Source organism: Lysinibacillus sp. IITD104 (assembly GCF_036698265.2).
Lineage (GTDB): Bacteria > Bacillota > Bacilli > Bacillales_A > Planococcaceae > Lysinibacillus > Lysinibacillus boronitolerans.
On record NZ_JBAHYH020000001.1, the window covers coordinates 1,979,369 to 2,000,146 of the forward strand.

The following is a 20,778-nucleotide window of genomic DNA, read 5'->3' on the forward strand; positions in this document are numbered from 1 at the left end:
GTTATAAAACGGAGGCTTCTTTTTAGTGTGTAGAGGCTAACAACCAGCCTTTACTCTTACTTAGGTCAATCAATTTCGCTCCAAGTAGCGCATAACGCATATGGAGTTCACCATATTTGGTTAGATGTGTTTTCTTTACTGCCAGTTCTAAAGCTTGGCTTACGGCAATCAAAGAGGAGGCAATATTCATCGATAAAATAGCACTAATTTCGCCATCATTAATGAAGGATTTTCCGCGAATATCCGTTATTTTCATTTTACCGTATTCTATCGATGCTGTTGGTGCTAACACACCATTTTCCTTTAATAGCAGTGTTAGCTGTTTATTTTCCTCTTTTAAACATTGAATAAATTCCAATGTAAGGATTTTTAAGTTTTTATCACGCGTATGCTTAAAAAAAGCATGACTTGAAGCAATATAGCCTTGATTGATCCCAAGCTGTGACCAAAGCTTAAAAATCTCCTTAAATCGTAGTGATGCTAGATTTTCATTTATCATTGTCATCCTGACACTTCCTAACTCTTAGGTTGATTTAAGATTAGGATGGAGCAGTAAATGACATTCTATTCATCTTTTACAATAAAAAATGTATAAGAGGTCGCTAATAGTAGGTGCCATAAGGATACATAGAAGGGTAACGGTATGGGGAAGGGTATGGACATGGTTTCATATATTGCTGTGGCATGGTTGGTTTATAAGGGGCTTGATCGGTTGCTGATTGGACACGATTGCAGCCTTTTGCTGGTCCGATATAAGTCGTAGGAACAATCGGTGCAATCGTTTTCTTCCATTGTTCTTCATCTAAACAATACGTATGGGCCATAATATTGGCTGGTGTGAATTTTAAGATATCCGAGCCTAAAATGACCTCTGGCGTTGGCGCATCAAAAATAGCAAGTAGATGCGTGTCATCTTCTGTGGCTTCTTCATAATGCCACCAGCCCTGTGGTACATTGGCAACCTGCCCAGGCTTGATAGGATAGTTTTGAATTTTCTTGGTAAAGGGATTCAATAGAGAAACCGTTGCGGCTCCTGCAATACAATAGACAAGCTCTGCTGCATTTTGATGGTAATGTGGCTCGATGACATTGTCCTTACTTAAAAAAATATCAAGCAAAGATGTATTTTCTAATGTATTTAATTGTTCCACACCGAGAATATTAATGTAATTTCGGGAGTCTTTTTTAAAAAGCGTACTTTTATTGACATCAAAAGTGAACGCTGCAGAAGGGGCGCTATAATCGATATTTGAGCTCATACTTACATCCTTTCTCATGTAATTGAGCTATTCATCATCATAGATTATGTTTCAGGTGCTCCTAGACTTACACAAATGCCTAGCTACAGCTAGCTCTGTCAGGATGAAAATTAGCTAAAATTACCACTTCTATTTCAGAACATATGTGCGTATAATAAAAACACAAACGTTTGTTCTTGGTTATTAAAAACTCTGTTCAACATGAACGCAAACAGAGTCAGTAAAGGAGCATTCAACATGAAAGAACAGTTGATAAAAGCCATGCATCGTCATCAAATCGTTCACATGATGTATATAGCGAAATCAGGTGCCATTACGAAAAGGCGCGTGAAAATCATCCATATTAAAGGTGATTCCTTTACCGCCTTTTGCTTTACAAGGCTAGCGAAGCGTACGTTTCGTATTAACAATGTTCTAGCACTTCTGCCCATTCTCCAACGGGAGTCTGAGGTGATATGAATTACAACGACTTCCCACAGAAAGATATTTTTTGTATTGATATGAAGTGCTTTTATGCAAGCTGTATTGCCATGCTAGAAGGGCTAGATGTGCTGACAGATCCAATTGCCGTCATCGGTAATTTTGAACAACCTGGCAGTATTGTACTGGCTGCATCACCAGTGATGAAAGAAAAATTTAACATTAAAACAGGGAATCGGCGCTATGAAATTCCCAAACATCCAGACATTAAGTTGTTTGAACCAAAAATGTCCTTTTTTCTAGAGATGTCCATGGCCATTACGCGTCTGATTGCACAATATGTCCCTCCAGAGGCGATCCATGTTTATAGTGTGGATGAAAGCTTTGTAGATCTAACAGGCACAGAGCAACTTTGGGGTTCGCCTGAGCAGGTAGCCAAATTGATTCAGGAAGATATCTATGAAAAGTTCCGCATTCCGTCCGCTATTGGCATAGGACCAAACATGCTGATGGCTAAATTAGCATTAGATTTAGAGGCAAAAAAAACAGGCTTTGCCAAATGGACCTATGCCGATGTGCCAACAAAGCTTTGGCCAGTACGTCCGTTGTCTGATATGTGGGGGATTGGGAAACAGATGGCAGCCAATTTAAATGCGATGGGCATTCAAACAGTCGGTGGATTAGCCCATGCCGATTTAGCCGAATTAGAAAAGCGCTTTGGTATTATGGGTAATCAATACTATTACCATGCATGGGGCATTGATCTCTCCACATTAGGTGAGCCATTAGTGAACAATGCGGCGTTAAGCTTTGGAAAGGGCCAAATGCTCATGAAGGATTATCACACACGAAAGGATATTGCGGTTGTACTCCTAGAAATGTGTGAGGATGTGATGCGACGTACACGAGAAGCAGGCTATGTCGGGCGGACTGTTAGCTTGGGGCTCTCTTACAGTCGCAATGCGATGACGAAGGGGTTCCATCGCTCAAGAACCATCGAAAGTCCAACCAATGAGACCCTTGTTATGTATCAGACTTGTCTGGCCTTACTAGATGAGCATTTTGCGGGTGAGCCAGCACGTCAATTATCTGTTAGACTGACAAACTTAGAGCCAGAGCGTAGCATTCAGCTTGATTTATTTGATGAGCGAAAGGACCAGCGACAGGTCATTGGTCATGTCATGGATGCGATTCGTAGAAAATATGGAGTGGTGGCCTTATTACGTGCAGCCTCCTATACCAGCGCTGGTACAGCTATTTCAAGGAATCGCTTAGTGGGCGGGCATTTAGCATAAGGAGTGGAAAAATGATAAGAGATAGAGGAACGATGAAATGGACAGCGATGATGCTACCAGAGCATTTAATGCTTTTGAAGGCATGGAAACAAGAGATGTTGACAGAGTTGCCACGGGAACATGCTGAATGGGAGCTTGAAGAATTACAGCAAACAATCACACAAGCATTCACACAGCATAACTATATTATGTTAACTATATGGGAACATGGTAACTATGTGCAATGGGGAGGTACCATCCAAGCGATGAACGAGGAGCAGCTGTTACTAGAAACCATTACCACAACGAAGCCCATCCCGTTAAGATACATTTATGCTGCTCGTATAGAAGATGATGGATGTGATTAATGGAGAGCAACGGCGATTATTACATCAATATTTGCTGCTTGATTTAGCTGTGAAATCCTTGCAGCACGACCTAACAGTGGCGGAACATTTTAAGATGAAGCGTGTATTTTTACCTGCTATGGATGCCTTATTAAAGCAGCTACACAAAGATTATTTTCAATTAAAACGTCAGCTCGCCCAACAAAAAATACGATTAGTTGGCTGGCATCGGATTGATGACTACTTTAGTGATGTGCAGGTGGCTACCGCAGGTAATGATGAGGTACTACGCTATGCCAATCAAGCGTTAAAAACCCAAGTCGAAGAGCTAATAAATAAACATTTACACAATGCCTAGGCTTACCTCTACGATGAAAAAGCCAAAAGCTGATGACAGGAATGGTCAGCTTTTGGCTGGCTTTATTTCTCGATAGGTTTCACATCAATTTGCTCAACAAGAAACTCATTGTTAGTACGATTAAATTGATAGGTAATCCGAACATCGGCTACATAAATAGGTGAGATGCCAATCGATCCAGGGATGTTTAACATTATTTTTTGATTTTCTACTGTATAAATGACCACACCACCGAAAGCAAGTTGCGCTTGATTGATATCTGGCGCTGGATCAAAGTCATAATCAAATGTAGATTCTTTTCCCTGTGCTTTCATCGTAATCGCTAATGTGCCATCATTTTTTTTAGTAATCGTTGATTCAATAGTATGTGCAACGATGTCTTCATAATGTTGGACATTCATCTCCGATAAATCCTCTCCATTTACAACATGAATCTCATAGTGATTGAGGCCTGTCCCTCGTCCAGTTTGGATAATAATAACAGCCTCTTCCTTATGATCATTTGTCAGATCTGTGTAGAATACCTGAGGCGTAGTTCCTGTATCAGGGATTGTCCAGTCAAAATTTTTCCGCTTACCATCAATATCTAAAGTTACCTCTGTTAGTTCATTTTGTGCTTCATTCCGTGCAAATAATTTCACCTTCTCATCTTCGGAAACAGCGATCAATGGAGCCTCATGTTGTATCTCCAGCTGTGATGAAACCTGTTCAGCAGGGGTGTTTACTGTCTCGTTTGGAACAGTAACACTACATCCAGCTAGTAGAGAAATTCCTAATAACCATAGCCACATCTCTTTTTTCAATGTCGAGAGCCACCTTTTCTATAGCTTATTGACTTTATTATACTGTACAAACATGCCCCATAGCAGTTCAATTCGTGAAGGAAAAGCTTATATACCAGAGCGTGGAGGAGTAACAATGAAATTTAGAGATGGTAGGTGAAATGAGTGATACTTGCTTTATAGCGGCAAATTCATAACGATTTGCTCACCAATTGGTCCCATTCTTCTTTCTCCATGATCCACAAAGCCTACTTTGATATATAAATTCTGTGCCGCTCTATTTTTCTGATTGACGACTAACACTACTTCATTACATTCTTTAAATTCCTGCTTCACAAAATCAGCAAGTGCAAGCATAGCCCTTTTAGCATAGCCCTTACCTTGCTGTTGATGATCGATGGACAGGGCAGTTAGTAACATTGCCTGAGGATTACTAGAATATTCTTGTACTCTGTCCGTTGCATGAAGAACAAAAAAGCCAACAGGTACGCCACCACTTAAAATCACAATTGGATACTGTCCGACCTTCTCGATTGAAATCTCTTTAGGAAGTGCCGTAAATTGGTGTTGTTCTTCAGGTAATTCAAAACGATTTAACTGCTCTACATAGCTTTCAGAGAAATGTACTAACTCAATATTCGTTGTTTCTTGCATAAAAAAGCCTCCTTTTCTAATAGTTTAACCACAGAACAAACGTTCGTCAAGGAGGCTTGTATTAAAATAATGTGGGGGTAGGTCATTTTAACTTAAAAGGGTACCAAAAAGTAAAATAAAAGAAATACTAATCATCACAATAAGTGTAATGACCATTGTTAAAATTCCTCGAAGCAAGGTCGTTAAATTTTTAACATTTTTCATACCGACCAGGCTTAGGTAGAAGCAGGCAATAGACAAGAGCAGTGTCAATAGTAATGGATGGAAATGAAGATATGTGTCAAAGAAGTCTTTCATTGAACCTGATAGAAAAAATAATAGGATACAGCCCAAAGATAAGATAAATGACCAGAGATTTAAATTAATTCCCATTGTTTTCCTCCCTCCTATAAAAACGAATTTGTTGTAGGAATGTTCCGATGATTCCGCTTGATAGGGAAAAGGAGAAACTAAATGTGTCGTTGCTCGAACAGGGTCACTCGGACGAAAGTGACCCCAAGTACCAAAAGGAGTGTAAAGTAAAGTTACAAGAACTTTACACTACTATTAGTATGTGAAGCTAGCGGTTTAAGATAGTTATCTATCTAAATTACTAACTTTTAATTGTGAGTAAAAATAAATGAGCTAGAAAAAAACGAAAAGGGGAGGAGATTTGAATAGCTGTGGTAGCGATTCATGGTAAAAAGGCTTTAGCTTCTGTAATGGAACAGAGGCTAAAGCCTGAGACGATCAATTAACACATGAAGCTAGCACCAACGATAATAAGAAGGATGAATAGTACAACAATAAGCACGAATGTAGAGCTATTGCCGCTTCCATTGTCCCCGCCACAGTAACTATTGAAATTACAGTAACTCATGAAACACACCTCCTTTCCTTCTTCTAAAGTATGTATAGGACAAAAGGGGAGCGTTAGTGAGCCAAGCTACAACTAGAAAAAATGACTGAGTTGTCCCTTCATTCGGAATAAGGCGATGAAAGCTTTACTTTATTATTATGATGGAATAGTAGCTTGAGCTAGTTGTTAGCCTGTATAGCATCAAGAATAATGAAACAAATTCTACTAATTGTTTTGGAATTCAACACGATGTAAAAAAACATCCGTTCTAGGATGTTTTTTAGTATAACGGCTGCTGCGTATGACAAGGGGGAAAGCCGTTCACATCATGAATCATATGAAGGTCGTACTGCTTTAAGGCAAATTGACTTTGATACAAATATTCAAGAACAAGCAGTTTTCCTCCTGATACGCCACAGAGAACACCAGAAGTTCCTTGACCATTTGTAAAAGAAACACCAACAGGCTGACCGATTAAATACGGAATTTTATGTTGCCAAGGCACAATAGCCACTCCTTTCACTATAATATATGAAAGGAGTGGCTAGAGGTTCTTATCTTCACAAAATCGTACACTCTGTTTTTGGAGATGCTAACAATTATTATTCTTTCATTATTAGGTTTAATCAGGATACAGGCAATTGTTGCTGTAGAAAACATTGCCTCCAAGAAGCTACTAACAAAATTCAAATTTAAAGAAGAAGGCTATTTAAGACAATATGCATAGTGTTACAGGACAAAGTAGCGATATGTAGATCTACTCATTGTTAAAGACAGAATTTGCGAAAAAGGGGTAGGAAAATTAGTGTACTATCAAGTTAATATAAATGCCGCACAGTCCTATTAGCCTGATGGAATGAGGAGAACCTTCTTAAGAACAATGCAACGGCTGATTAATGAATAAAATCTTGGGGAAATTTTCAACTAAACAGCGTATGTAAAAAGGGATAGCATTGTACAAAAACATCTTGGGGGCGATGTTAAAGGTGCTATCCCGACATTAATGTATGTGAAAGAACTTAAGAACATTACCACTGTGAGTAAATTGAAAAGTAATTGAAATAAGGGTGTAAAGCTTTTAATTAAAGGTATAATCCGAGGCCACATGGATAAATAACAGGTGGTTTTTCCTTGTCTGCTATGGTTGAATTTATATTTTCATTATTAAGTCCTGCCATTAAACCATATTACGTCAATTATGAATTGGTTGATTCGCCACCATCCACATGCAAGACTTGCCCTGTAACATGTCTAGAATCATCTGATGCTAAATAAACAAATGTAGGGGCGACTTCAAAGGGCTGAGCCATTCGGTTAAATAAATTGGTTCCGTGTAAGGCGTTTTCATCAGAGGAGAAGCTAGAAGGTATAAGTGGTGTCCAAATACGACCAGGGGCTATCGCGTTCACACGAATCTGTTTTTTGGCAACGCTTTTTGCTAGGGAACGAGTCCAGCCTACGATTGCCGCCTTTGTAGCGGAATAATCGATGAGTAAAGGTTCTCCTGCATAAGCCACAACGGAGGCAGTGCCAATAATGGAGCTTCCTGCTCGTAAATAAGGGAGAGCAGCTTTTGTCGTATAGAAGTGAGCATATACATTTAATTTAAAGGTTTCATCAAACTGTTCATCCGTGATGTCTGTCAGCTCATTTTGCTGAAATTGAATCCCAACATGGTTACATAAAATATCCAATTGACCAAAAGTGTTTATCGTTTCGGAAACAATGTCTACACATTGTTTTTTAAAGCGAAGATCCCCAGGAAGCAGCAGACATTTTTGTCCTAATTCTTCAATTCTTTTTTTCGTTCTTAGCGCATCTTCATGCTCATCTAAATAAGCAATGGCCACATCGGCCTCTTCTTTCGCAAAGGCAATGGCAGCAGCCGCACCCATCCCACTATCACCCCCAGTAATAAGCGCGACTTTTCCCTTTAATTTACCACTCCCTTTATAATGAGGATTTTCAATGATGGGCTTAGGGACCATTAAGCTTTCCAATCCCGGTTGGCGTAATTGTCTTTGTTCAGGTTGAGTAAGTGGCACTTCTTTATATTGTGTAATCTTCCCATAGACAGGATATTGTGGGTACGGATCTTCCTTTTTATTGTCCTCAAACCACTTTTGATAAAAGTGGATTTGTGCTAATAATTCACGATAGTCCTTGTCATTCGGATTAGTAATAACCAATCCCTCCTTTTCAACATATACTATGAAAGCTTAGCTTTTTGTGTTAAACATCCAAACAAGCAGTGAAGGAAACAGGGGGACTGAAAATGGAGGTTGAATTTTTCCCAGAAGTGACACGATTATTAGAAAATGAAGCGTCTACATTAGAGATCCATTATTTGAATGACACCTGGTTAACACCAACGATTGGCGTAAGACCACCTTATTATAGCTACCCAATTTACGAGTCATATTATCCGATTTGGGCTAATGAATAACCTGTAAACGAGGAAGCCATCTGGTGTTGTTATTTTTTCAACATTCGATGGCTTCTTGTTGCAGCTAATTTGGGAGTTTTTTTATATTCTCACATGGTTTTGAAGATAATTATACATTTGATAAGGATGAAGTAGAGGATATTTCAAAATTAATCAATATCAATCTAACCTCTACTATTACATATATTCAGGCACTTTTACCTAACCTAAGACAAGCAAAGCAGGGAAAGGTTATTTTAATTGGATCTACAGCGGGCTTAGATCACACAAACAATGCACAAGTTTCTTTTGTCACATCTAAATTCGGCGTAAGGGGCATTACAAATGCACTGCGTGAACATTTAAGGAAAGATAAAATTTCTGTCACATGCATTAATCCTGGTGAACTGGCAGCAGAAGTACCCTATGAAGAGGGAGCAGAAAAAGCCATTCATTTATATGAAGGTACACGAATCCCCGTACAGGATATTGTATCTCTTGTGCAATGTGTAATTAATCTATCAGCAGTCTCCTGTGTAAAAGAAATTAATGTCCCAGCCATAACGGATTTAAATGCATGATTACTCAGTGAACGCTACTCAATATTGAGTAGCGTCTTTTTATAAAAGGGATAAATGAATTCCTTCCCTTAGAAAAAATTTTCGCGATCCCCTCACACATAACACTACAAGTAAGCTCATATAAATAAAGGTAGTAAAAAAATCAACATCCTTTCATCGTCATAATCAAATACTAAAAACACTTCCAGCCTATTAAATCTTAAGAAAATCTTCAGGTTCTACTAGGAAATAATTAAGATTCGCTATGTATAATTATAAAAAAAGGAAATTTACGAAACCATTTGAAGATTTAAAACGTATTGGTAGTAGGAGAGAATATTGAAGTAGGTGAAGATATGGCACATACGATTTACATAGTATTAACCAAAACAGGGACGTTATTATCAAAAGCGATCGGTATGTATACGGGCAAGGAGATGAATCATGCATCCATAGCCTTTGATGAGGGACTATTTGAGATGTATAGCTTTGGTCGAAGGCAATTGAACAATCCGTTAAGTGGGGGCTTTTTACGAGAGGATGCAGAAAGAGGGCTATTTGAGTGTGCGGATTGTGTTATTTATCGCTGTCGTATATCACATTATCAATATTTAGACATGATGAAAATTGTCCGTTATATGTACTGGAATCGAGATCGCTATAAATATAATTTTATCGGACTTTTTGGTGTGATGATGCAAAAGGAAGTGAGACGTGAGCGTGCTTATTTTTGTTCCCAGTTTGTAGCGACGCTACTAAAGGTGGGAGGGCTAAAAATATATCAAAACCCAGCATTAATGACGCCTCATTGCCTAGCGCAATTACCGTATTTAGAGAAAGTATTTGCAGGGAAACTGGCAGATTATTTACAAACAGTTCGTGAGCCAGCTATGCTATATGGTTAATGAATAGATGCACTACCTGACGTTTAAATAGAAAAATAAACACTCACGCGACAATCTTCTCTTTTGCAAGAGGATTGTCTTTTTATCTTTCAGCAGAAAACGCCCTTCTTTATCAGTGGTGCGATGAATGTACAAATTGTACTTTTTGATTCAATGGTGTCCCAATACTTTTCGAGCAAGCTAAGGCGTCATCAATATTAGTCATATTTACCCCATATAGAATGTCAATAAACCTAGTTGCTGGAAACTGGAAAATGAGTCCTATTCCTGTTAAAAGAGTCACTATAAAATTGCTATCATAAATATAGATACGTACGTTCTACGAGTGATATCAGCAAGGAGGATATGGAAATGAGTGATGAAATAGCAGCAGTTGGCTGGGATGCGATTGATCAGGCATTAGCACAGGTATATGGTGAGCAGGAGCCAAAGCATTATGGAACTTTGATTCCCTATTCACTAGGAGGACAAGATCCTTTAGATGGAATTAGTGTTTATAAAAGCGAAACATCCATTCCACATTGGCATTTTGTTACATATGGCTTCTCGGAACTATATGAAAAGGAATTTGAAAACAAGGACTATAGTGGATATGGATTTGAATTAACATTTCGACTAGTACGTCAACTAGATGAGGACGAGCCACCTGCTTGGGCATTGAATTTACTACAGAATATGGGCAGATATGTGTTTAATAGTGGTAATGTTTTCAGAGCGGGAGATTATTTGGATGCAAATGGTCCGATTTGCCTCGATGCCGACACACAATTAACGGCACTAGCCTTTACACATGATCCAGAGCTTGCTGAAATCGATACACCAAATGGCAAGATGGAGTTTATCCAAATGGTCGGTATTTCAGAGGATGAGTTAGAAGCGATGCAGACATGGAATACACTTGGTGTACTACAGGCTGGCATGAAGCAAATACCAAGCTATACTACGGATTTAACAAGAACTTCTCTCCTGCAAAATTCTGAAGTTGCCGAGGCAGTTGTGCGAGGAATGGAGGAAGATGGCTCTAATACGGGGTTTCTTTTCGTAGATCAACTTGCTTGGGAAGTAGAAAAAAAGAGCTGGTTTAACAAACCGTCTAATGTTGTTCAACTTGGAGCAAAGCAAGCAGCTGTCATTAGTAAATTATTACGTGGACGTATTCTGAAAGATAAAGATCTTACCTTAGTCGGTCAACAAATAACGATAATATTTAAAGCAGGCCCTCAGGTAGGCTATTCAGAGAATGGTCAAGAGATGACGATCACATTGAACAAGGCAGCGGTAGGAGAATTAAGTCAGAGGCTGATACCGCAAGAAAGTCAATTCACTATTTCTTCTTTAGCTGGTGTAAGTTTTCAAATTTTGAAGACACATATTAAAAATCAAGAAGGAGCGGTTGTGAAAACAATCGGATAAGATGGATCTCTCGCTAAGGCTTTAGCGGGAGATTTTTCTCTAACAATAGAAAGGGAGGATGTACAGTGAAGCAGTGTGTAGAGCATTTTCTAGCGGCTGTGTGGGAGCAAATCACGGCTGTTTATCAAGAAGAGAGTAAACGAATAACAGGGCTGAAAGAGCAAAGTAGGTTACAAGCAGGCATCCTTCAATATTTGAAAGTTGCCTGGAAAAAAGGAAAAAGTCCTAATGGCACAATCTTTATAGATGTTTATGAGCCATTTAGTTGGAGTGCTAGCTCCTATAAGGTGGAAGCGGGTTCATACATACAAGAATTTACAGATGTCCAGCATATTGAAGAGCTTTTTAGTGCTTTATGTACTAAAACAGAGGAAGTATTTCAATCTGAGCAATACGGTCCCCGATTTTTTGATTACCGCTTTGAGGTTGTGCTGGAATTTGAACATGATAAAACGGTGCTTCATTATCAAAAGGAGCTGTTGAATAATCGTAAACTAGCGTCAACGAAACAAGTGCTGGCAAGCTTTATAGAAACAAAGGTGATGGCAGAGCTACCAGTTAGGCCAAGTGACAATGATGAATTTTTCCTTGCGAAGCATTTGGTTAATCCACATTTTTTCCATCAAACAGCTGAGGAAGTCGAACCACTTATTCATCGGCTTCAAGAAAAGCATCGGGCGAATAAAGAACGTTTAGACAAATGGATTTATTATTATACAATGGCCTTTAAGCAGTGGGCAGAGGAGCATTTTTTAACGCACTATTTTGAACAAGCAGGCGATTATAGGAAAGAGTGGGTATTGAAAACAGAGGACTCGGAACAACAACTAGAGAAGGAAAAACTAGATTTCTTTCTTTATGTCGCGTTGAAGATTGGTCAAAAAGAGCCAGCCACTCGATTAGAATACTTGGAACTTGCGAAGCAGCTTGGCTCGCTGCAGGCAGCTAATTATTTGGAAAAAGGAAGCGGTCGTTTTGAAAGTATAAGAAAGCGGGATGTATTCGAAGGACAGGCAAATGATATTTTACAAACGATTGATATACGAGTGATGGTAGAAGAGGAAAACGCTTATCGTGAAGCCCTTTACTATATCATTCAACTGCTACAAGAGGGTTTTCCAAAGGGCTATAAGCTGACTTTAAAGAGTAAAGCGAAAAATTATCTTCCTATTAAAAAGTTAGCTAAATCAAAGCTTCATCAATTTTTCGCCAATTGCCTACAATATCCAAATCTTTTCCCTTTATTAGCGGACTATGCCCAGCTCGCTATGGAGGAATATGCTTGGTATCAGGATGTTGAGCCGAGTGAAAAATCAGCTATGCCCAGCACCTATGCGGTTTTTGGATTAGGGCTTTATAGCAAGGATTATTTTCCACTTGTTCAACGATATATGTTACTCGTTGATACAGAGCATCAATCCGTGCAAGATGCTTATGCGGAAGCCTTTCTTGAAGCTCATGGCTTATCAGTAGAGATGATGCCTGTGTTTGTAGCTATTTTACTTGGTGCAAGTGAATCAGCTAAGCCAATAAAGAACATTGACATCATGGATTTAGATTTGCTCGTGGCACTCGGACAAGAACTTGAAAAGAAAGCAGATTATCAGCGTCCATTTGTTTTATATCGAATATTCGGTAGTTCCAAGAAGCTTGCTCAGCGACTAAAGCAAGAATCAGCACCAATAAGGGATGAACTTGAGAAATTACTGCAATGGATGGATTCCTGAAGGGGGTAGACGAATGGAATGGACGGAAGTGAGTAAATCCAAGGATTTAGAGGTCGTTCGTGAGGCCATTAGTAAATTAGATGTAAATGAGCGAGATGCACGTGGGAGAACACCATTAATGCTTTTTATAACAAATCGAATGCCACATGAAGGAATCAAGCTTCTTTTGGCACAGCATATAGACTTGGAGGCACGAGATAAGCTTGGTGATACAGCACTTAAAAAAGCGGTAAAGTTTAAGCAGAAAGAAGTGATTTCTTTACTACTTGCAAAGGGTGTAAATTTATCTGAGCCAGAGGGGATTACCGCTACAGCTTGGTTTGCGGCAAGGGAGCATGCAAGAATAGCTGATTTATTGGTAGATACACCAGGTGCAATCCGTCTAACTTTGAATGCAGAAGAACAACAGCAAGCTGATGCCATTTTATATGAGGATTCTCTCAATACAATGTGCCAGCGCATAAGCAATGTATCATCAGCTGTTATTTTACATGCCATTGTCAATAGCTATAACTGGGATGATGGCCCCGAGCCTATGCTCGCAGCATTAGCTAATCCAGTTTGTGCCCCTATTACCATGATAGACATGTTTGAGCTAATGGAAGGAGAATATTGGCTAGCACTAACAGAGGAAGAGATAGCGAGTTCCGATTGGAAGCGACCATGGAAAGAGATGGCACTAACCTTACAAGAAAAATTAAAGTGCTAGCTAGCGAGGAGAGAATAATGGACCAAAAAGCAAGGAAAATATTAATGCAAACCTATTGGCAATCTGGTGGATGGCGTTCAGGTGGTTATACCTATACAGAAGAAGATTTTCAATATGCTAAAAGTAAGGGCTTGATGTTTGATCGATTAACGATTTCCCATGATGAATGTGTACAAAGATTGCGACAGCTGCATGAGAAATTCTTAACAAAGGAGCTTGTGGTAAAGGCATTTTTGCATAGCTTATCGACGCGCAAAGTACATTTACGCAGTGCCTTATCGAGCTGGGCTCTTACGCATAATTTACCAATGCATACGTATGATGAACAACCTGTGGCATTGGTCTCCTATAGTGGCTGTGGCTACTGTAATGAGCGGAAAATCATGTCCAATGCTACGTATGTCAATGAAGATTTAAATGTGCTTAATTTTGAACGCATCAAGTGGGGAGGGGTTCGCCTCAATTGGCTCATCTATTGTTTACTAGACTTAGAATGCCTAGTGAAAGAACAAGAAGCATTGAATGTAAGTGAGGAAGACGTAGCCATCTTAAAACAGATGGTAGCAGCAATAGAATCCTGTAATGACACAGATGCAGCTAGACAGCTTGAAAAGCGCTGGAAAGATGTTTTCAAGTCCAATCAACATGAACGAGATGTGGTCATGGAAATCTGGGGTTATGCGGGACTACTCGTATCAAAGGATGATTATCGCAAGGAGCGTGGACGTGGAACTGATTTTATGTCAATGGCGACTTGGAGAGGACAGGATGGCTATTCACAGGAAAAGATGAAATTTTACTTTGGCTCCTACCTATAAAAAGGAGCAGTTATCGATCAAAAGATGGACCAAAGGATGCTGAGGATTATTGGTATAGCGAAGGCATTTTAAGAGCGCATACCATAATGGACTGCTGCCATGGTCATGCACTAATAATGTACAGATTTTACTTTTACCAGAGCTTTACTAGAATAAAAAAGAGAGGTGCAGTGAGATGGGTGCTTGGGGATACAAAGCATTGGAAAGTGATGAAGGTTTAGATGTGGTGGCGTTTTTACAGGAGTTTATGGAACAGCATAAGGAATCCAATCAGCTACCATTATCGGGTATTGTACAGGCTATGAAACAGCAAGGCTTTTTTGGTAAAACATTGGAGGATATAGATTTTTTCTACGATATAAGTGCCCTGGCTTTGGCAGAACTTTATAGTCAATATTTGAATACGGGAACCATTTATGGTCAAGAAAGTAAGGATGTACAGATACAATGGATAGTAGATGAAAGCTCTTTGACATTTATATTGCGGTATTTACAGGACATTCGAGATGAAGTACCTGATCAACATGGTAGTAGAGAGATTGTAGAATTATGGCAAGAGTCCAAGAGTTGGCCAGAATGGCAGTCCAACTTAGCCTATCTTATTCAGAAGGTGGAACAAGCGATTAACCGTTTGCCACAATAATAATAAATGGAGTGATTGGAAATGACCTATGATTTTTGGATGATGGCTTCCATCATGGAGTTGGTTGAATATCCAGATGAGACAAGTGATGACTATATAGCACATCCAACTTTACAGACGATCATGGATGTGCTTGAAATCCAAGTACCGATAGCAGAGATTTACGAACGTTATTTTGATCAATCCATTCATACAGGACATGTTTTAGTATTTGCGAATAAGCAGCAACCACATGTCTGTGTGGTACTTGATACTTATCGAGATCCGCTCGATCAGCTGGATTTAATTCAATTTGGCTGGAGAGTGAACACAAAAGATGTTCACCTAGTAAGACCCCTGACACGAAAACTATTTGATAATTGTGACGAGGGGATTCACTGTGAGGAAGGTCAATCCATTCTCTATCAGGCATTACAAGAACAACGCTATCCACGAAAACTTTACTATGAGATATTATATGAACAACAGCTGAAGAAATTTTGGGTATGATAGCATCAAAAAGGATTCGTAACACTTTCTATAAAAAGTGTACGAATCCATTTCCTAGAACCTATACAAAGAAAAAGCTGAATAGAGATAGCGCAATCGAAATGATTACAATAGGTCCAATCATTTTCATATGTCGTTTTCGTGCCATTACAACAATCGCTACATATTCACGAATCATCGCATTTGGCCAATAATAAAAGGCTGTCTTAGAGCCAATGCCCTGACTATCTAAGCCCGCAAGTCTTGCATAAATACCCGCACGAAAAAGATGGAAATTATTCGTGGTGAAAATACTGTTATAGGCCTCACCCTGTTTCCGATCATCCATGAGCTGCTTAGAAAATAACATATTTTGATAGGTATTCACAGAGCGGTTCTCCTGGAGTGTATGCTCAATGGGAATGCCTTTTTCTATTGCATATCGTTGCATCGCTTCAGCTTCGGGTAGATTTTCATCAGGACCTTGTCCACCAGAGAAAATAATGGTAGGTGGAGTAGTCACTGCTGCTTGCTTATGATAGAAGTCAATTGCCTTTTGAATTCTACTAGCTAAAAGTGGAGGCACCTTATCATTAATTAATCCACTGCCTAGTACAATAATAAAATCTTGATTCAATCGAGGGCGATTGAATTGGTAGAGAAAATAAGCAGATAAAAAATTGGATAAATGGATAAAAAAATAAAACGTAATGAGTGAAATTCCACCAAAAATGGGCTGGAGGTGGACTGAAAACAAACTCGCTGGATTGATAATCGGTAATAGGATAAAAAGTAAAATGCCAATCGCCACAAGTAATGTTAAGGAATTGGCTAAACGTCTACCTTCTCGCTTCATTAATACTCTCGCATTTAAAAATAAACCAAACATTAAAGCCACAATACCAAAAGGAATTAAAATGAAAAGAGCAATCAGTGGAATAATGACAATAAGCCTTAAAAAGTAATGGTCAGATGCTAAAGATAGAATGACGCAGAATAGCAGAAATGAACAGACAAATAGATTAAATAATAGTCCGTTGATCATTTTTCTTGGGTCTTTAAAGTAAGAAATAAGAAAAACGATGAAAAGAATCAGTGGAATAATGCCAAAATACATACAAAATGCACCTCTAGTGATGGAAGTTGGTTAATGATATCTCTATATTATAAGTAATTATTGGATGAAATCAACCATCGATGAAAAAGTGGAGGGGGAGCATCTAGAAGCTCCCTCTATTTTTTTTGTGTACGATAATAGGTTTTATTGAGGTAATGAATATATTGGGTGCGGGTCAATCCACCCGTTTGGCGATTAAAGTCATCGTAGGAGATATCTTCTGGAAAACTAAATTCAGCGAGTGCCCGCTGACGATCTTCGCGGAAGTGTGGATGATCTAGCGACTCTGTTACAATTCCTTCCTCTTGCTTCAACCAATCACTGGCAACGCCTGCATAGACACCATGATTGGTAAAACGGCTAGCTGTTTGATAGGAGGTGGAAGGTGCAGGTTTACTAATTGTTCCTGTCCCCCAGGATAGACGATATCGAGGCTCTTTCCCATAGTTTAGTGTCACGCCATAGCCCATTGGAAATACAATATCGGATTCTGTTAACATTTTATGGCCTATCTTTTCATAGCATCCTCGCATAAAATGGTCATCCATCACAATATGGGTTTGAGGGGCCAATGGAGCAGATATGATTTCCTCAAGAGAAGGCAGGCGCTCTGTTGTTGTCAACAAATAGGGCCGTACAAACAATGGCATTGTCATTACATTATGCCAAATACTATCTTCTCCAAATAGATGATCCTTTTGCATTTGTCGTAAATCGCCAATGACAAGCACATAGCCATCTACAAATAAATCGATTTCTACACGAAAAATATCACCTGGCACAGTTTTATAGCGTAGACTTTTCATCTTGGTTAGCTTTTCTAGCTTGTCTGAGTAATCTGCAGGAAGCTGGGAGGGAAATTGCTCTAACCAATTCAAGAGAGCCGACTTAGTCGTTAAATGCTCAAAGCCTGTTAATGGTAGCTGGTAATATGTTTTAGTGTTACGAGCTGTGATATAGCTAGATGGATGGTTTTCATTACCTAGACCAGCAGAAAAAACAACGCCTGCAGCTTTCACAGCGGAGATATTGGTATAATTCAATTTCTTCTCTTTTCCACGCGCGGTTTGAGGGACAATGACTTCACGATTACGTGTTAAAATGTCGACATCCGCTTCTTGGTAGCTATGCTCGTTCACGAAAATTCTTTTTTTAATGAGATCACCTTCAAGGCAAATAAAATAATCCTCTCGAATCGGAATCGTTTCCCAATGTGCTTCTAAAGTATGTAGGCCGAAATAGGGGCGCAATGAATTCGTTAACCAACTAGTAAATGGTGTCAATCGGATTTCCTCCTAGCTATTGTTTTGTATTTTGGTCAAGTATACTGAATTTGGTGGGTGTCGAAAATAGCTTAGATGGAAAATAGTTACTTTTATGCAGTGATAATAATTGCTTTTGGAGCAGATGCCTACCTTTTTCTTCAGGCTATAGAACTGCTATAATGACAGACAGAGGTGATGAATATGCATATTGTGACGATTGAAGGCATACCCTATGCTTGGCTTGAACAATTACAGGAAATCCACGCTCACGTTTTTGATGGAGCTAATTTGCCACTCGAAAAGCTAGAAAAGAAAGAAGGCCTTCTTTGCATATTGGCAGTGGAAGCTGACACATTGATCGGCTTTAAACTAGGCTACCCACATCCAGATGATATATTTTATAGTTGGTTGGGTGGCGTTCATGCAGCACATCGAGGTCAGGGAATTGCAAGTCAATTAATGAAACAACAGCATGAATATATCAAGACTTTAGGCTTTCACAAAGTTCGTACATACGGAAGAAATACATTCAAAGCCATGCTCATTACCAACCTCAAGCATGGTTTCGATATATTATCAACATTTATTGATGAAAAAGGCAGACATAAAATTATATTTGAAAAAACAATTGATTAAGGAGTTTTATACATGAAAGCATATTTAGCAAATGGGTTATTTTCGTTAGGCGATCGTTTTGTAAATGAACAATTAGCAGCAGCTATTCGCGAGGCGGTACCAGGCATCGCATTATACGTACCTCAGGAGAATGAGGCCATCAATGATAAATCTGCCTATGCAGATAGCTTAGCAATTGCCCAAGCAGATTTAGAGATGCTACAGGATAGCGATGTTCTGATAGCTGTATTAGATGGGGTGGAAATTGATTCAGGCGTTGCCGCAGAGATAGGTGCGTTTTCGATGCTGAATCGTCCCATTATTGGGGTGCTAACAGATGTTCGTCAGCAAGGGCGGGACAATATGCAAAAAATAGAGGCACTGATCCGAGATGGGCTAGAGAATCAGTTTGTTTATCGTAATTTATTTGTTGTGGGGTTAATTAAACGCAATGGCGTGATTACATCTTCTATTGAAGAGGCTGTGAAAGCCATACAAAAACTACAGAACGGGGAGGCATCATGATGCTATTAGCTACATCAGACATGGTGGCAGGAAAAGATATCATGGAAACATTAGGGCTAGTGAAAGGGAATTCTGTTCAATCTAGAAATATTGGTCGTGACATGATAGCAGGTCTTCGCAATATTGTAGGTGGAGAAATGAAGGAGTATGCGGAGATGCTTGTGCGCTCTCGTGAAATTGCCACAGAGGCAATGGTAGAGGAAGCCAAACAATTAGGTGCAGATGCAGTTGTAGGCGTTCGTTATGCTACTTCATCTGTCATGGATGGTACATCCGAAGTATTGGTATATGGAACAGCTGTAAAATTCAAATAAAAGAGTACAAGGACTTTCATTCAATGGAAGTCCTTTTTCAATGGTTAAAAAGTGACACATTCATCTAAAATGCTGTAAAATTTTAGTTAATTATGTCAAAAATACAGTCTATTGTGCTGCTTGAATGGTGATTTATTATAGGATGCGTATAGTACAAATTATACCAATAAAGTAGAAGTTTTATCTTGATTCAGTTTATAGATAATGAGATGAATGCACAAATGGAGTAGGTGTCAAAACACCAACTGAATCAAGATAAAAGCCCAAGCGGAGGTTACAGATTTTGAAGAGGAGCTTTTTGAGCAACTCGCAAAAAATCTGGACGCAATCAGTAGAAGGGCTATTTATGGCCAATATACTGCAAGCTGGGCATGATAGAAGAAAGAGTGGGATATATGGTAGATTCACAACAAGGCAAAGGCTATCGCGTACTATCGATGTTTGATCGATTGATGGATGGCCAAGGAATCAACAAGAAGCAAGAAGCATTGACACATCAGGTTGGTGAAAAAACCATACAACGGGATATCGATGAAATTCGTACGTATCTGGAAAAGGCTAAGCTAGATTACCATTTACAATATGTACGTACAGAAAAAGTGTATAAATTAATGCATAAAAAAAACAATCGTTTATCTAAAGAACAGGTACTAGTCATCGTTAAAATACTGATTGCCTCAAAAGCTCTCGTAAAATCGGATATCGGTGAGATCGTTTATCAACTTCTTTCTCGTGTAGCAGACAATCAACTGTTATTAAATGAAAAAATTGTATATGAAGATATCCATCAAAATAAGTCATTATTGTCCTTGATATGGGGAATTTCAACAGCCATTCAAAAGAGAAAGGTCATTACAATTGATTATTTACAGGAGGGTGAAGCGATTCCAACTACAAAAATTTTAAAGCCGCTCGCTGTTATCTTTTCAACACATTATTTTTATTTAATAGGAGATAATCAAGACACCCCAACTGTTTACAGAATGGATCGTATTCAGCATTTTCGTGAAATGACTATCCATTTTGAATTTCCATCTGTACATCCATTACAAGTAGAGGACGCTAATGACCTTACTCATATCCGTCTTCTCTATAAAGGCCGTTCTCCTCAAATAGTCTACAGTCGTTTCCCAACAGCCCACCTAGTTTCACAAAACAATCATGAATATGTTTTTGAGGCAGAAGTGTTAGAATATGGCGTGAAAGAGTGGTTGTTAAGTCAAGGAGCCGATATGGAGGTATTAGAGCCAATTGAACTGAGAGAAGAGATCATTGAGACCTTACAAGCTATGCAGCAAAATTATCGTTACATATAAAAACCCGTGCGTACATGCACGGGTTT

General features: G+C 39.0%; 26 protein-coding genes and 1 pseudogene. 17 read left to right on the plus strand and 10 right to left on the minus strand.

What is annotated here, in order from left to right; translation table 11 throughout:
• Positions 1–22: 22 nt before the first annotated feature.
• Both V1L66_RS09930 and V1L66_RS09935 read right to left on the minus strand, forming a co-directional pair.
• Positions 23–505 carry a DUF3231 family protein gene (locus V1L66_RS09930; protein WP_036077220.1) on the minus strand — a complete coding sequence of 161 codons (483 nt, stop codon included), beginning with the start codon at positions 503–505 and terminating at the stop codon, positions 23–25.
• Between the two features lie 97 nt (positions 506–602).
• Complete coding sequence (locus tag V1L66_RS09935) at positions 603–1,259, minus strand: cupin domain-containing protein (RefSeq protein WP_333003872.1); 657 nt, start codon at positions 1,257–1,259, stop codon at positions 603–605.
• Positions 1,260–1,496: 237 nt separating this feature from the next.
• On the opposite strand from V1L66_RS09935, the gene V1L66_RS09940 reads away from it, so the two are divergent.
• The 4 genes from V1L66_RS09940 to V1L66_RS09955 are packed head-to-tail and all read left to right on the plus strand — an operon-like array spanning position 1,497 to position 3,658.
• The gene (locus V1L66_RS09940) at positions 1,497–1,718 is read left to right on the plus strand and encodes a transcriptional regulator (RefSeq protein ID WP_036077216.1); all 222 of its coding nucleotides are present in this window, start codon (positions 1,497–1,499) and stop codon (positions 1,716–1,718) included.
• Positions 1,715–2,974 carry a DNA polymerase thumb domain-containing protein gene (locus tag V1L66_RS09945; protein ID WP_333003868.1) on the plus strand — a complete coding sequence of 420 codons (1,260 nt, stop codon included), beginning with the start codon at positions 1,715–1,717 and terminating at the stop codon, positions 2,972–2,974. The genes V1L66_RS09940 and V1L66_RS09945 overlap by 4 nt, the downstream gene beginning before the upstream one ends.
• Before the next feature lie 11 nt (positions 2,975–2,985).
• Positions 2,986–3,321 carry a YolD-like family protein gene (locus V1L66_RS09950; RefSeq protein ID WP_312124762.1) on the plus strand — a complete coding sequence of 112 codons (336 nt, stop codon included), beginning with the start codon at positions 2,986–2,988 and terminating at the stop codon, positions 3,319–3,321.
• The gene (locus V1L66_RS09955) at positions 3,305–3,658 is read left to right on the plus strand and encodes an aconitate hydratase (RefSeq protein WP_312124764.1); all 354 of its coding nucleotides are present in this window, start codon (positions 3,305–3,307) and stop codon (positions 3,656–3,658) included. Before V1L66_RS09950 ends, V1L66_RS09955 begins: the two co-directional genes overlap by 17 nt.
• A 62-nt stretch (positions 3,659–3,720) precedes the next feature.
• Here V1L66_RS09955 and V1L66_RS09960 read toward each other — a convergent pair whose 3' ends face one another.
• The 6 genes from V1L66_RS09960 to V1L66_RS09985 form a co-directional block, all read right to left on the minus strand.
• Positions 3,721–4,461 carry a hypothetical protein gene (locus V1L66_RS09960; RefSeq protein ID WP_333003863.1) on the minus strand — a complete coding sequence of 247 codons (741 nt, stop codon included), beginning with the start codon at positions 4,459–4,461 and terminating at the stop codon, positions 3,721–3,723.
• 156 nt (positions 4,462–4,617) lie between these two features.
• On the minus strand, positions 4,618–5,094 hold the full coding sequence (locus V1L66_RS09965) for a GNAT family N-acetyltransferase (RefSeq protein WP_312124769.1): 477 nt from the start codon (positions 5,092–5,094) through the stop codon (positions 4,618–4,620).
• A gap of 87 nt (positions 5,095–5,181) precedes the next feature.
• The gene (locus V1L66_RS09970) at positions 5,182–5,466 is read right to left on the minus strand and encodes a hypothetical protein (RefSeq protein ID WP_036076476.1); all 285 of its coding nucleotides are present in this window, start codon (positions 5,464–5,466) and stop codon (positions 5,182–5,184) included.
• A gap of 361 nt (positions 5,467–5,827) precedes the next feature.
• Entirely contained in the window at positions 5,828–5,953 is a 126-nt protein-coding gene (locus tag V1L66_RS09975) for a YjcZ family sporulation protein (RefSeq protein ID WP_081011033.1), read from the minus strand.
• A 259-nt stretch (positions 5,954–6,212) separates the two neighbouring features.
• A complete protein-coding gene (locus V1L66_RS09980; protein WP_004224247.1) occupies positions 6,213–6,437 on the minus strand; it encodes a hypothetical protein in 225 nt (74 codons plus the stop codon).
• Between the two features lie 691 nt (positions 6,438–7,128).
• Positions 7,129–8,115, minus strand: coding sequence for an SDR family oxidoreductase (locus tag V1L66_RS09985; protein WP_376747981.1), 987 nt, complete (start codon positions 8,113–8,115; stop codon positions 7,129–7,131).
• Positions 8,116–8,207: 92 nt separating this feature from the next.
• On the opposite strand from V1L66_RS09985, the gene V1L66_RS09990 reads away from it, so the two are divergent.
• From V1L66_RS09990 to V1L66_RS10030, 9 genes and pseudogenes are all read left to right on the plus strand, one after another.
• Positions 8,208–8,378 (plus strand): hypothetical protein, encoded by a 171-nt coding sequence (locus V1L66_RS09990; RefSeq protein WP_016993274.1) that lies wholly within the window; start codon positions 8,208–8,210, stop codon positions 8,376–8,378.
• A gap of 95 nt (positions 8,379–8,473) precedes the next feature.
• Positions 8,474–8,938 (plus strand): annotated as a pseudogene (locus V1L66_RS09995) (SDR family oxidoreductase); the annotation flags it as partial.
• A 335-nt stretch (positions 8,939–9,273) separates the two neighbouring features.
• Positions 9,274–9,822, plus strand: coding sequence for a hypothetical protein (locus V1L66_RS10000; protein ID WP_026023421.1), 549 nt, complete (start codon positions 9,274–9,276; stop codon positions 9,820–9,822).
• 351 nt (positions 9,823–10,173) lie between these two features.
• Positions 10,174–11,235 carry a suppressor of fused domain protein gene (locus V1L66_RS10005; protein ID WP_333003852.1) on the plus strand — a complete coding sequence of 354 codons (1,062 nt, stop codon included), beginning with the start codon at positions 10,174–10,176 and terminating at the stop codon, positions 11,233–11,235.
• Positions 11,236–11,300: 65 nt separating this feature from the next.
• On the plus strand, positions 11,301–12,962 hold the full coding sequence (locus tag V1L66_RS10010) for a DUF6138 family protein (RefSeq protein WP_333003851.1): 1,662 nt from the start codon (positions 11,301–11,303) through the stop codon (positions 12,960–12,962).
• Positions 12,963–12,975: 13 nt separating this feature from the next.
• Entirely contained in the window at positions 12,976–13,671 is a 696-nt protein-coding gene (locus tag V1L66_RS10015; RefSeq protein WP_333003848.1) for a DUF4274 domain-containing protein, read from the plus strand.
• Positions 13,672–13,688: 17 nt separating this feature from the next.
• The gene (locus tag V1L66_RS10020) at positions 13,689–14,489 is read left to right on the plus strand and encodes a hypothetical protein (protein ID WP_333003846.1); all 801 of its coding nucleotides are present in this window, start codon (positions 13,689–13,691) and stop codon (positions 14,487–14,489) included.
• A gap of 175 nt (positions 14,490–14,664) precedes the next feature.
• Positions 14,665–15,132, plus strand: a complete 468-nt coding sequence (locus V1L66_RS10025) for a DUF4259 domain-containing protein (protein WP_333003844.1) — start codon at positions 14,665–14,667, stop codon at positions 15,130–15,132.
• 21 nt (positions 15,133–15,153) lie between these two features.
• Positions 15,154–15,621, plus strand: coding sequence for a hypothetical protein (locus V1L66_RS10030; protein ID WP_333003842.1), 468 nt, complete (start codon positions 15,154–15,156; stop codon positions 15,619–15,621).
• 61 nt (positions 15,622–15,682) lie between these two features.
• On the opposite strand, the gene V1L66_RS10035 is transcribed toward V1L66_RS10030, so the two are convergent.
• Together V1L66_RS10035 and V1L66_RS10040 are read right to left on the minus strand one after the other, a co-directional pair.
• Entirely contained in the window at positions 15,683–16,717 is a 1,035-nt protein-coding gene (locus V1L66_RS10035) for a YdcF family protein (protein WP_048392508.1), read from the minus strand.
• Between the two features lie 116 nt (positions 16,718–16,833).
• Entirely contained in the window at positions 16,834–18,000 is a 1,167-nt protein-coding gene (locus tag V1L66_RS10040) for an immunity 26/phosphotriesterase HocA family protein (protein ID WP_333003840.1), read from the minus strand.
• A 183-nt stretch (positions 18,001–18,183) separates the two neighbouring features.
• On the opposite strand from V1L66_RS10040, the gene V1L66_RS10045 reads away from it, so the two are divergent.
• The 4 genes from V1L66_RS10045 (at position 18,184) to V1L66_RS10060 (ending at position 20,752) form a co-directional block, all read left to right on the plus strand.
• Positions 18,184–18,618 (plus strand): GNAT family N-acetyltransferase, encoded by a 435-nt coding sequence (locus V1L66_RS10045; RefSeq protein ID WP_112118467.1) that lies wholly within the window; start codon positions 18,184–18,186, stop codon positions 18,616–18,618.
• A gap of 12 nt (positions 18,619–18,630) precedes the next feature.
• A complete protein-coding gene (locus tag V1L66_RS10050; protein WP_112118468.1) occupies positions 18,631–19,122 on the plus strand; it encodes a nucleoside 2-deoxyribosyltransferase in 492 nt (163 codons plus the stop codon).
• Entirely contained in the window at positions 19,122–19,436 is a 315-nt protein-coding gene (locus V1L66_RS10055) for a YbjQ family protein (protein ID WP_004225046.1), read from the plus strand. The genes V1L66_RS10050 and V1L66_RS10055 overlap by 1 nt, the downstream gene beginning before the upstream one ends.
• Before the next feature lie 395 nt (positions 19,437–19,831).
• Positions 19,832–20,752, plus strand: a complete 921-nt coding sequence (locus tag V1L66_RS10060) for a WYL domain-containing protein (RefSeq protein WP_333003836.1) — start codon at positions 19,832–19,834, stop codon at positions 20,750–20,752.
• The last annotated feature ends 26 nt before the right edge of the window (positions 20,753–20,778 follow it).

Bases quoted from the DNA above. Each gene is read 5' to 3' on its own strand.
- V1L66_RS09930 (WP_036077220.1), bottom strand. From the start codon at position 505: ATGACAATGATAAATGAAAATCTAGCATCACTACGATTTAAGGAGATT.
- V1L66_RS09935 (WP_333003872.1), bottom strand. From the start codon at position 1,259: ATGAGCTCAAATATCGATTATAGCGCCCCTTCTGCAGCGTTCACTTTT.
- V1L66_RS09940 (WP_036077216.1), top strand. From the start codon at position 1,497: ATGAAAGAACAGTTGATAAAAGCCATGCATCGTCATCAAATCGTTCAC.
- V1L66_RS09945 (WP_333003868.1), top strand. From the start codon at position 1,715: ATGAATTACAACGACTTCCCACAGAAAGATATTTTTTGTATTGATATG.
- V1L66_RS09950 (WP_312124762.1), top strand. From the start codon at position 2,986: ATGATAAGAGATAGAGGAACGATGAAATGGACAGCGATGATGCTACCA.
- V1L66_RS09955 (WP_312124764.1), top strand. From the start codon at position 3,305: ATGATGGATGTGATTAATGGAGAGCAACGGCGATTATTACATCAATAT.
- V1L66_RS09965 (WP_312124769.1), bottom strand. From the start codon at position 5,094: ATGCAAGAAACAACGAATATTGAGTTAGTACATTTCTCTGAAAGCTAT.
- V1L66_RS09970 (WP_036076476.1), bottom strand. From the start codon at position 5,466: ATGGGAATTAATTTAAATCTCTGGTCATTTATCTTATCTTTGGGCTGT.
- V1L66_RS09975 (WP_081011033.1), bottom strand. From the start codon at position 5,953: ATGAGTTACTGTAATTTCAATAGTTACTGTGGCGGGGACAATGGAAGC.
- V1L66_RS09990 (WP_016993274.1), top strand. From the start codon at position 8,208: ATGGAGGTTGAATTTTTCCCAGAAGTGACACGATTATTAGAAAATGAA.
- V1L66_RS10000 (WP_026023421.1), top strand. From the start codon at position 9,274: ATGGCACATACGATTTACATAGTATTAACCAAAACAGGGACGTTATTA.
- V1L66_RS10005 (WP_333003852.1), top strand. From the start codon at position 10,174: ATGAGTGATGAAATAGCAGCAGTTGGCTGGGATGCGATTGATCAGGCA.
- V1L66_RS10015 (WP_333003848.1), top strand. From the start codon at position 12,976: ATGGAATGGACGGAAGTGAGTAAATCCAAGGATTTAGAGGTCGTTCGT.
- V1L66_RS10020 (WP_333003846.1), top strand. From the start codon at position 13,689: ATGGACCAAAAAGCAAGGAAAATATTAATGCAAACCTATTGGCAATCT.
- V1L66_RS10025 (WP_333003844.1), top strand. From the start codon at position 14,665: ATGGGTGCTTGGGGATACAAAGCATTGGAAAGTGATGAAGGTTTAGAT.
- V1L66_RS10030 (WP_333003842.1), top strand. From the start codon at position 15,154: ATGACCTATGATTTTTGGATGATGGCTTCCATCATGGAGTTGGTTGAA.
- V1L66_RS10035 (WP_048392508.1), bottom strand. From the start codon at position 16,717: ATGTATTTTGGCATTATTCCACTGATTCTTTTCATCGTTTTTCTTATT.
- V1L66_RS10045 (WP_112118467.1), top strand. From the start codon at position 18,184: ATGCATATTGTGACGATTGAAGGCATACCCTATGCTTGGCTTGAACAA.
- V1L66_RS10050 (WP_112118468.1), top strand. From the start codon at position 18,631: ATGAAAGCATATTTAGCAAATGGGTTATTTTCGTTAGGCGATCGTTTT.
- V1L66_RS10055 (WP_004225046.1), top strand. From the start codon at position 19,122: ATGCTATTAGCTACATCAGACATGGTGGCAGGAAAAGATATCATGGAA.
- V1L66_RS10060 (WP_333003836.1), top strand. From the start codon at position 19,832: ATGGTAGATTCACAACAAGGCAAAGGCTATCGCGTACTATCGATGTTT.